This is a genomic window from Dyella sp., assembly GCF_036568765.1.
In the GTDB taxonomy this organism is placed as follows: Bacteria; Pseudomonadota; Gammaproteobacteria; order Xanthomonadales; family Rhodanobacteraceae; genus GSA-30.
The window spans coordinates 1-10,058 of sequence record NZ_DATCRY010000205.1; the positions used below are offsets into that span (position 1 = coordinate 1).

The window sequence follows — 10,058 nt, forward strand, 5'->3', positions numbered from 1 at the left end:
CCGCCGTTTCGTTCGATGTAGAGAATGCCGACGTCGATCGACGCACAGCGAGCTTGAGTTTGCCGTTGGATCTGTCGGGTAAGCGCTCGGCGAGAACGGCACGAAGTGTCGCCGAGTTCGAGGTCAGCGACGCCGATTACACCCTGGTTCGCCGCGAGGTGGCGGCACGCTGGCTGAAGGCATGGACAGCGGCGGAACTATCCGCACGCCAGCGTGAATGGGGCATGCGGCGCGTCGTGCTCATGCAACGTTTCGATGCACTGGCTGCGGATCGGCTCAAGCTGGGCGATATCAACAGCCCGGAGCGCGATCTGGCTGGACTTGCCTTAGGCGAAGCCCAGATTCAGCAGGCCTCGCTCGCTGGCAACGAAGCGGCGGCCCGTGCGGCGCTGCTGGCGCTAACCGGCGGTGACACCCCAACGGCTGTCGTTTTACCGCAGCGCTTGCCCGAACCGCAGGGTATCTCGCCACGAGCGATCGAGGATCTGCCCGAGCTACGCAAGGCCCGCGCCGAGCAGGACGCTGCCGAAGCGGGCATCCAGATTGCGCAGCGTGCCCGCCGCCCCGATCCGACGATCGCGCTGACCGGAGGTCGCGTCCGTTCGGGCCCCATCAGCGATCGTGTGATCGGACTGAGTGTGTCGATTCCGTTGCCAGTACTCAATACCGGTCGCGCCGAGATCGACGCGGCCCGCGCGCAAGCCGAAGCCGCCGCCGCCGGAACGCGAACGCGTGCATTGAGCATGCGTGCTCGCCTGCTCGAGGCGCGCGCACGCTATGTGGCTCTTTACGACGCCGAAAGCGCTTTCCGTGCCGGGCGTAGCGCGGCGTTCGACGAGCGTGCGGCGTTGCTGGAGAAACTGTGGCGCGCCGGTGAGATCGGCACCTCGGATTATCTCGTGCAACTCAAGCAAAGCCTCGATACCGCGTTGTCGGGCCTCGAACTGCAAGCCCAGGCCTGGCAGGCCTGGTTCGACTATCTCCAAGCCGCCGGTCGCCTGACCGATTGGATCGACGGTGACAGCAAGGACTCCGCGCCATGAAGAATCGATTCTCGAAAATCGCCGCACTGTTGTTATCTGCAAGTGCCGGGCCTCTCATGGCGCAGGATCTGGCCTCGCCGCTGCAACTGGACGCGCGGAGCCTCAGGGAGGCCGGCATCGTGACCGAGCGTCTCGCGCCTCGGCGATTGTCCGAGGAACTGCGTGCGCCCGGCGAAGTAAAGGCCGATGCATATTCCACAGAACTGGTGACGCCCAGGGTCGATTCGATCGTACTGTCGCGCAAAGCCAAGCTTGGCGATGTCGTTAAAGCGGGGCAGCCCTTATTGATATTGTCCAGCGTGCAGGTTGCAGAGACGCAGGGTGCATTGATCGTCGCCGAACAGGAATGGCAACGTGTTGCCGCACTAGGCCCGCAGGCCGTATCTGGCAGGCGCTATGCCGAAGTCCGGGTGCAACGCGACCAGGCGAGCGCTAGATTGCGCGCTTATGGACTTTCCGAAGGGCAGATCCGAGGCGTTTTGCGCGCAGGCTCGGCAGGTGCCGACGGTAGTTATGCCTTGCTTGCGCCGACGGACGGGCGAATCGCATCCGACCAGTTCCTGGTCGGTGAGCGTGTCGAGCCGGGTCGTACACTGTTTACCCTGGTAAAGGAGGATTCGGTCTGGATCGAGGCGCAATTGCCCGCGGCGGATGCCGCCAGGGCGAAGGCGGGCGGCGATGCGCGCATTCTTGCTCATGGTGTCGAATTACCGGGCCAGGTGTTGCAGCGCGCACATCGAACCGACGAGCGCACACGCACTGTCCCCGTGCGCATTCAGGTAGACAACCGTCGCGACCTGCTACATCCGGGCGAGTTGGTCGATGTGCGTCTGGATACGAAGGCAACCGCCGCGGTATTGGCCGTTCCCATGGAAGCGGTCGTCTTGTTGCAGAACCAGGCAACCGTGTTCGTTGCCAGGCCAGGGCAGGCGTTCGAGCCGATGCCAGTCGTGACGGGCGAACAACGAGGCGACTGGGTAACGATCAAGGACGGTCTGAAAGTCGGCACAGAATACGTGAGCCGGGGCGCGTTCGAGCTTAAGGCCCGGTTGCTGCGTTCGCAGCTGGGAGAAGAGTAATGCTGACGCGTCTGGTGGAACTGTCGCTGCGCTACAAGTTGCTTGTGCTGGTGGGCGTAGCCGTACTCTGCGTGCTGGGTTATCGGGCGATAACCCGCTTGCCGATCGATGCATTTCCGGATGTCACGCCGGTACAGGTCAATGTCTATACCGAGGCGCCCGGCCTGGCCGCCGAAGATGTCGAACAGCTGTTGACTACGCCTGTAGAGTCGGCGCTCGGCGGATTGCCGAAGGTCCAGGAAATCCGCTCGGTCAGCCTGTTTGGCCTGTCGTACGTCGCCGTGTATTTCGACGACAGCATGGATATCTACTTCGCCCGTCAACTGGTCAACGAGCGCTTGCAGCAAGTGGGCGATCGTTTGCCCGACGGTTACGGCAAGCCGGAACTAGGCCCAAATACGTCCGGTCTCGGGCAGGTGTTCTGGTATACGGTGGAGCGCAGCGACCAAGGCGACACGGCTGCGGACGACACCGGCCTGCGCACCATTCAAGACTGGAATATACGCCTGATCTTGCGAACCGCTCCCGGTGTCGACGATGTAACCTCCTGGGGCGGGAAGGAGCGGCAATTCCAGGTACGGATAGACCCCCTGAAGCTGATTGCGCACGGGCTTGGTTTCAAGGAAGTGATCGCGGCCCTGCAGGCGAATAACGCGCAGGTTGGCGGCAACGTGGTGGATGTCGGGCGCGAGCAATATCTGGTACGCGGGCTTGGGCGCGTGACGGATGCCGACGACATCGGCCGCATCGTACTCAAGAGCGAAGACGGCACCCCGGTCTACTTGCGCGACGTTGCCGCTGTTGTCGATGCCGGTGCACCGCGTACGGGTGCCGTCACTCGCGACGGCAAGGAAGTGGTGATGGGACAGGCTCTGGCGCGGATCGGCGAGAATGCCAAGAGCGTGGTCGATGCAGTGAAAGCCAAGCTGGAGGCGGCGCGCCGGGCCTTGCCTCCGGGTGTAGAGATCAAGCCGGTCTACGAGCGCACCGAACTGGTGAACGCGTCGGTCCGCACGGCAGTGCGTGCACTGATCGAAGGTTCCTTATTGGTCGCGTTGGTGTTGTTCCTGTTTCTGGGTGAAGTGCGCAGCGCGCTGGTGGTCATCGTTGCATTGCCGTTGGCTATGCTGATTGCTTTCATTTGCATGGAGTGGGGCGGGCTCTCGGCCAATCTGATGTCGCTAGCTGGCCTGGCAGTCGGTATCGGCATGATGGTGGACGGTGCGGTGGTGATGGTGGAGAACGCGTTCCGCATCATGGCCGAACAGCGTGCACGCGGGATACAGGTGGATCGCACCAAGGCGGTCCTTGAAGCAGCGCGCGAAGTGGCGGGTCCGATTGCCTTCGCTATTGCGATCATCATCGTGGTATTCCTGCCGCTCTTCAGCCTGCAAGGGTTGGAAGGAAAGATGTTCAAGCCGATGGCGTTCAATATCGGCTTCGCCATGGCGGGCTCGTTGCTGCTTGCATTGACCGTTATTCCGGTCCTGTCTGCCTTGCTGCTGCGTCCGAAAGAGGAGAGGGACACGCGCCTGGTTGCCATGCTAAAGCGCGCCTACGGCAAGGTGCTCACCTGGTCGCTGCACCACCGTCGCACCGTAATGGTCATGTCGGTTGTCGCCTTGACCGGAAGCCTTGCGTTGTTCCCTTTCCTCGGAAAGGAGTTCATGCCCAACCTCAAGGAGGGCGCCATCATGTGGCGGATTACCTCGATCCCTTCGGCATCCCTGGACGAATCGATCGCGATCTCCCGCCGGGTCGCCGAGCGCATAAACGAAAAGTTTCCCGAGGTGTCCACTACGCTTGCGATGATCGGCCGCGCAGAGAAAGGCGAGACCGCAGATGTGAACTATATGGAGGTCTATACCCCACTGAGGCCGGCCTCCCAGTGGCGCAAGGGACAAACGCTCGAAAGTATCGAGGAGGCCATGCAGCGTGAGCTCTCCGACGCGTTGCCTACAGCGGTGGTGAGTTATACGCAACCGATCCAGATGCGTGTCGAAGAGCTGATTTCCGGCGTGCGTGCCACGCTGGCCCTGAAACTCTATGGCGATGACTTGCATGAGCTCGATCGCCTGAGCGCCAAACTGAAGAGCGTGCTCGCCGGTATTCCCGGCGTGGCCGATCTGGCGCTGGAGGCCAATATCGGCAAACCGCAGATTCGTATAGCGGTAGATCGCGATGCGCTGGCGCGCTATGGGCTCAATGCCGATGACGTGCTTGGCGTAGTGAGGAACGGAATCGGCGGCGAGGCCGTCGGCAGTCTGCTCGATGGCGTGCGCCGTTTCGATATTGCCGTTCGATTGGAGGATACGGATCGTGGGTCGCTTGAAGCGATCCGGCGTATTCCGCTGCGTACATCTTCCGGTGCCATCGTGCAGTTGTCGCAGGTAGCCAAGGTAGATGTGGTTGAGGGCTATTCATTTATTCGCCGGGAGCAGTTGCAGCGTCATGCAGTGATTCAAATGGATGTGCGGGGGCGCGATATCGATAGCTTCGTCAAGGATGCGAATGCGGCTATCAAGCAGTCTGTGAAGTTGCCGACTGGCTATTACACCGAGTGGGGCGGAGCTTTCGAGAATCAGCAGCGCGCGTTGCAGCGCTTGGGGCTGATCGTACCGGCGACGATCTTTTTTATCTTCGTGCTGTTGTACACCGCTTTCCAGTCGGTGCGCCATGCCGCGCTGATCCTGGCCAACGTTCCGTTTGCCACCATCGGTGGCGTGTTGGGTTTGGCGTTGACCGGGCAGTATCTGTCGGTGCCCTCGGCGATCGGTTTCATCGCTGTATTCGGTGTGGCCATGCTCAACGGCATCGTGCTGGTGAGCTTTCTCAATCAACAACGTACGGCGGGGGTGTCGGTACGCGATGCTGTGTTGCGGGGGACGGCATTGCGTCTGCGGCCGGTGCTGATGACCGCGAGCGTTGCCATTCTGGGGCTGCTGCCGATGTTGCTGTCCAGCGGCGTGGGGGCGGAAACGCAGCGGCCGTTGGCGACCGTGGTTATTGGTGGCTTGATCACATCCACGCTGTTGACCTTAGTGCTGTTGCCAGTGATCTATGATTGGATCGAAGAGCGCCGTCAGCGTGGTAGTGAGGGAGTTGCGAGCTAGATGGAATGAGGCGTTACCCTCGCCCCAGTTCGCTTGCCCGGCAAAGTCGGGGTGGCTGGGGTGAGGGGGAGCCCTACGAATCTAAGCCGGCGATGTTTTACAAAAAAACGGCCAGAACGCTCACCGTCCTGGCCGCTATCCCACGGGGAGGGAGATTAAAGGTTGTAGGCTTTTTCTTCGTGCAAGGAGAGATCCAGGCCGATTTGTTCCTGTTCGTCGTCTACACGCAGACCGAGCGTGAGGTCGATCAGCTTGAGAATCGCCGCGCTCAGCATCGTGCTCCAGACGATGGTGAACAGCACGCCTTTGGTCTGGATCCACAGTTGCGTACCTAGTTCGGTCACCGTGCCAAATCCACCGAGCGCGGGTGCGGCGAGCGGGCCGGTCAGCAGGCCGCCGATAATGCCCGCCACGGCATGCACACCGAACACGTCCAGCGAGTCGTCATAACCCAGCTTGTGCTTGAGCCGTGTGGCGGTGAAGAAGCAAACCACGCCGGCAATCAAGCCGAGCACCAGCGCGCCGCCCGGACCTGCCGTGCCCGCCGCTGGCGTTACCGCCACCAGCCCGGCCACGGCACCGGAAACGATGCCCAACACACTTGGACGTCCGTGTGCGATCCATTCGGAACCGAGCCAACCCAGCGCAGCAGCGGCCGTGGCGATCTGTGTGACGAGCATGGCCATGCCTGCGCTGCCATTGGCGGCGACCGCCGAACCGGCATTGAAACCGAACCAGCCCAGCCACAGCAGGCTGGCACCGACAACGGTATAACCCAGGTTATGCGGCGGCATGGGAGTATGCGGGTAGCCACGACGTTTGCCGATCATCAAGCAGGCCACAAGGCCGGCAATGCCCGCATTGATGTGCACGACGGTGCCGCCGGCAAAATCCAATACGCCCAGATCGCCGAGTAGCGAACCGGGGCCGCTCCATACCATGTGCGCCATCGGCAGATAGACCAGGGTCAGCCACAGGCCGCTGAACCAGAGCAGGGCGCTGAACTTCATGCGCTCGGCGAACGCGCCGATGATCAATGCGGGCGTGATGATGGCGAACGTAAGCTGGAACATGACGAACACGGCTTCGGGTACGGTCTGGTACAACGAGTCGGGCTTCAGCCCGGCAAGCATCGCGCGATCCAGGCCGCCGACAATCGAATGCAGGTTGGTTACATGTGCCTGCATGCCTTGTGTGCTGAAGGCAAGCGAATAACCATAGACGAGCCACAGCACTGTTACCACTGCGGTAATGGCAAAGCATTGCATCAAGACCGACAGCAGATTCTTCGCCCGCACCATACCGCCGTAGAACAGCGCCAGTCCAGGAATCGTCATCAGCAAGACCAGCATGGTGGACGTAAGCATCCATGCCGTGTCGCCGCTATTGAGCGTTGCTGCCGGCGTCGCTGTCTGCGCGAATAACGGCATGGCAGCGAGCAGCCCCGCGACTGTCAGGGCGATCCGACCGAGCGCCCTAACCCTTGACGCCTCACTATTCACTCGTGACGTTTCAAAGCGCATCGACATCGACCTCCTGCGTGCGGATGCGGATCGCTTGTTCCAGTTCGCTGACGAAGATCTTGCCGTCGCCGATCTTGCCTGTACGCGCGGCGCTACTGATGGCCTCGATTGCCCGATCGAGCTGATCGTCGGCAATGGCAATCTCCAGTTTGAGCTTGGGCAGGAAATCCACGACATATTCGGCACCGCGGTAGAGCTCGGTGTGGCCGTGCTGCCGGCCGAAGCCTTTGACTTCGGTAACGGTCATCCCGGCGATACCCACTTCGGTCAGGGCCTGTCGGACGTCGTCCAGGGTGAAAGGTTTGATGATCGCTGTAATCCACTTCATGCCGCATCGTCCTCACAGTGGCTCTGCCGCGGTGCAGCAGGATGCGTGCCAGTGGAACTTTTGCTAATAACATAATTTAAATCAATAAGTTATATCGTCATCGCGAATGGCTGGTTGCTCGATTTTGGGGCAAAGCCTCAGCAGGCTTGTCGGTTTTCGGTGCAATGCGCCAGATTGACCCGGGCGGCTTAAATCAGTACCATTTTAGTCCCAATTCAAGCCGTCCCTGCCGCCTTCTTACTCATGCTCCGCGTCAGCCGCCTAACCGATTACGCCACGGTGGTGATGACCTGTATGGCATCGCATCCGGACGACGTGCTCAGTACGGCGCAAATCGCCGACGAGACGCATCTGGAGCTGCCCACGGTGAGCAAGCTGCTCAAGGCCCTGGGGCATGCCGCGCTGGTGGAGTCGTTTCGTGGTGTCAACGGCGGTTACCGGTTGGCGCGGCCGGCCAGCGAGATCTCGCTGGCACAGATTGTCGAAGCGATGGAAGGACCCATCGGCATGACCGAATGCAGCGCCGCCGACGGCCAGTGCGAGCGGGCCTCGCAATGTTCCGTGCGTGGCAGCTGGCAGCAGGTCAATCAGGTGGTCGAGCGCACGCTGAAGGCCATGAGCCTTGCCGACATGCTCGTGCCGCCGCAAACCATCGCATCTCCCACCGGCCGTGCCGGTGAAATGAAAGGCACATCCGCATCATGAGCATCGAAATCAGCGAAAACGCCAGTGTGCTGCGCGACAACGCCGAAGTCGCTTCGGCGTTGGGTCGCCGCTACGAAGCCGGTTTCGTGACCGACATCGAGACCCATAGCTTGCCGCCCGGTTTGTCCGAAGACATCGTGCGCCAGCTTTCCGCGCTCAAGCACGAGCCGGAATGGATGACCGAATGGCGCCTGAAAGCCTATCGTCACTGGCTGACCATGCCGACGCCGCATTGGGCCAAGCTCAAGATCGGGCCGATCGATTTCCAGGCCATCAGCTATTACGCCTCGCCAAAGAACCGGCCCAAGTCGTTGGACGAGGTCGACCCGAAGCTGCTCGAGGCCTACGACAAGCTCGGCGTGCCATTGCATGAGCGTGCGAAGCTGGCCGGGGTGGCGGTCGACGCGGTGTTCGACTCGGTTTCGGTCGGCACCACGTTCCGCAAGGAACTGGCCGAGGTCGGCGTGATCTTCTGTTCTATGAGCGAGGCGATTCGCGAGTACCCCGAGTTGGTGCAGAAGTATCTCGGCTCGGTCGTGCCGGTCGGCGACAACTATTTTGCCGCGCTCAATTCGGCAGTGTTCTCCGATGGTTCCTTCGTATTCATTCCCAAGGGCGTGCGCTGCCCGATGGAGCTGTCCACATACTTCCGCATCAATGCCGGTCATACGGGGCAGTTCGAGCGCACCTTGATCGTTGCCGAGGATGCGGCCTACGTGTCGTATCTGGAGGGCTGCACCGCGCCGATGCGCGACGAGAACCAATTGCATGCGGCAGTGGTGGAACTGGTGGCGCTGGAGAAAGCGCAGATCAAGTACTCGACCGTGCAGAACTGGTATCCGGGTGACGAGGAAGGACGCGGCGGTATCTACAACTTCGTGACCAAGCGCGGCGACTGCCGCGGTGACGATTCGAAGATCTCCTGGACTCAGGTGGAGACCGGCTCGGCGATCACCTGGAAATATCCCAGCTGCGTGCTGCGCGGCGATCGTTCGGTGGGCGAGTTCTACTCCGTGGCGCTTACCCATCATCGCCAGCAGGCCGATACCGGCACCAAGATGATCCACATCGGCAAGAACACCAAATCCAAGATCGTCTCCAAGGGTATCAGTGCCGGCCGCAGTTCCAATGCCTACCGCGGCCTGGTCAAAGTAGAGAAGGGCGCCGAGGGCGCGCGCAACTACACGCAGTGCGATTCGCTGTTGATCGGCAAGCGCTGCGGCGCACACACCTTCCCGTACATGGAAGTGAAGAACCCCACCGCGATCGTCGAGCACGAAGCGACCACCTCGAAGATCTCCGACGACCAGCTTTTCTACTGCCGCTCGCGCGGTATCGGCGAGGAAGATGCCGTGTCGATGATCGTCGATGGCTTCTGCAAGCAGGTATTTCGCGAACTACCCATGGAATTCGCGGTGGAAGCCAAGAAACTTTTGGAAATCTCGCTGGAAGGCGCGGTCGGTTGATTCGCCCCGCGGCATCCATCACTTTCGGATAGAAACAGTATGTTGAAGATCGAGAACCTGCACGCCCGCGTCGAGGGCAAGGAAATCCTCAAGGGCCTGACTCTCACGGTAAACCCCGGTGAGGTGCACGCCATCATGGGACCCAATGGCGCCGGCAAGTCGACGCTCGGCAATGTGCTGTCCGGTCGCGACGGATATGAAGTGACCGAGGGCACGGTGAGCTTCGAGGGTCGCGACCTGCTTGCGCTGGAACCCGAAGAACGCGCCGCGGCAGGTGTGTTCCTGGCTTTCCAGTACCCAGTGGAAATTCCTGGCGTCAACAACACCTATTTCCTGCGCGCGGCGCTCAATGCGCAGCGTAAGCAGCGTGGCGAGGCCGAGCTCGATTCCATGCAGTTCCTCAAGCTGGTGCGCGAAAAGCTCAAGGTCATGCAGATTTCGGACGAGCTCTTGCATCGCGCGGTGAATGAAGGGTTCTCCGGCGGCGAGAAAAAGCGCAACGAGATTTTCCAGATGGCAGTCTTGGAGCCGAAGCTGGCGGTCCTGGACGAAACCGATTCGGGTCTGGATATCGATGCCCTCAAACAGGTCGCTCAAGGCGTCAACGCGTTGCGTTCGCCGGAGCGTGGGTTTCTGCTGATTACTCACTATCAGCGTCTGCTCGATTACATTCAGCCCGATTTCGTCCATGTGCTGGCTGACGGCCGCATTGTCGAAAGCGGCGACAAGACGCTCGCTCTCAAGCTGGAAAAGCAGGGCTATGCGTGGCTTGCCGAGCGCGAGCCGGCCGGAGTGCAGGCA

Annotated in this window: 8 protein-coding genes; 6 read left to right on the forward strand and 2 right to left on the reverse strand. The window is 61.0% G+C overall.

The features are described from left to right. The 3 genes from VIM98_RS14590 to VIM98_RS14600 form a co-directional block, all read left to right on the forward strand. The coding region (locus tag VIM98_RS14590) for a TolC family protein (protein WP_331993836.1) at window positions 1–1,043 on the forward strand (1,043 nt) is incomplete at its 5' end. Next, window positions 1,040–2,122: an efflux RND transporter periplasmic adaptor subunit gene (locus tag VIM98_RS14595; protein ID WP_331993837.1), complete on the forward strand. Its 1,083-nt coding sequence runs from the start codon at window positions 1,040–1,042 to the stop codon at window positions 2,120–2,122. The genes VIM98_RS14590 and VIM98_RS14595, both read left to right, overlap by 4 nt. After that, the gene (locus VIM98_RS14600) at window positions 2,122–5,235 is read left to right on the forward strand and encodes a CusA/CzcA family heavy metal efflux RND transporter (protein ID WP_331993838.1); all 3,114 of its coding nucleotides are present in this window, start codon (window positions 2,122–2,124) and stop codon (window positions 5,233–5,235) included. The genes VIM98_RS14595 and VIM98_RS14600 overlap by 1 nt, the downstream gene beginning before the upstream one ends. A 155-nt stretch (window positions 5,236–5,390) precedes the next feature. On the opposite strand, the gene VIM98_RS14605 is transcribed toward VIM98_RS14600, so the two are convergent. Together VIM98_RS14605 and VIM98_RS14610 are read right to left on the reverse strand one after the other, a co-directional pair. After that, window positions 5,391–6,665 (reverse strand): ammonium transporter, encoded by a 1,275-nt coding sequence (locus VIM98_RS14605; RefSeq protein WP_331993839.1) that lies wholly within the window; start codon window positions 6,663–6,665, stop codon window positions 5,391–5,393. Window positions 6,666–6,747: 82 nt separating this feature from the next. After that, entirely contained in the window at window positions 6,748–7,086 is a 339-nt protein-coding gene (locus VIM98_RS14610; RefSeq protein ID WP_331993840.1) for a P-II family nitrogen regulator, read from the reverse strand. Between the two features lie 243 nt (window positions 7,087–7,329). Here VIM98_RS14610 and VIM98_RS14615 point away from each other — a divergent pair, with 243 nt between their 5' ends. The 3 genes from VIM98_RS14615 to sufC form a co-directional block, all read left to right on the forward strand. Beyond that, window positions 7,330–7,791 (forward strand): SUF system Fe-S cluster assembly regulator, encoded by a 462-nt coding sequence (locus VIM98_RS14615; RefSeq protein ID WP_331993841.1) that lies wholly within the window; start codon window positions 7,330–7,332, stop codon window positions 7,789–7,791. Beyond that, window positions 7,788–9,257: a Fe-S cluster assembly protein SufB gene (sufB, locus tag VIM98_RS14620; RefSeq protein WP_331993842.1), complete on the forward strand. Its 1,470-nt coding sequence runs from the start codon at window positions 7,788–7,790 to the stop codon at window positions 9,255–9,257. The genes VIM98_RS14615 and sufB overlap by 4 nt, the downstream gene beginning before the upstream one ends. Before the next feature lie 39 nt (window positions 9,258–9,296). Continuing rightward, window positions 9,297–10,058: Fe-S cluster assembly ATPase SufC (gene sufC, locus VIM98_RS14625; RefSeq protein ID WP_331993843.1), on the forward strand; the 762-nt coding region annotated here is incomplete at its 3' end.

Bases quoted from the DNA above. Each gene is read 5' to 3' on its own strand.
- sufB (WP_331993842.1), top strand. From the start codon at position 7,788: ATGAGCATCGAAATCAGCGAAAACGCCAGTGTGCTGCGCGACAACGCC.
- VIM98_RS14615 (WP_331993841.1), top strand. From the start codon at position 7,330: ATGCTCCGCGTCAGCCGCCTAACCGATTACGCCACGGTGGTGATGACC.
- VIM98_RS14605 (WP_331993839.1), bottom strand. From the start codon at position 6,665: ATGCCGTTATTCGCGCAGACAGCGACGCCGGCAGCAACGCTCAATAGC.
- VIM98_RS14610 (WP_331993840.1), bottom strand. From the start codon at position 7,086: ATGAAGTGGATTACAGCGATCATCAAACCTTTCACCCTGGACGACGTC.
- VIM98_RS14595 (WP_331993837.1), top strand. From the start codon at position 1,040: ATGAAGAATCGATTCTCGAAAATCGCCGCACTGTTGTTATCTGCAAGT.
- VIM98_RS14600 (WP_331993838.1), top strand. From the start codon at position 2,122: ATGCTGACGCGTCTGGTGGAACTGTCGCTGCGCTACAAGTTGCTTGTG.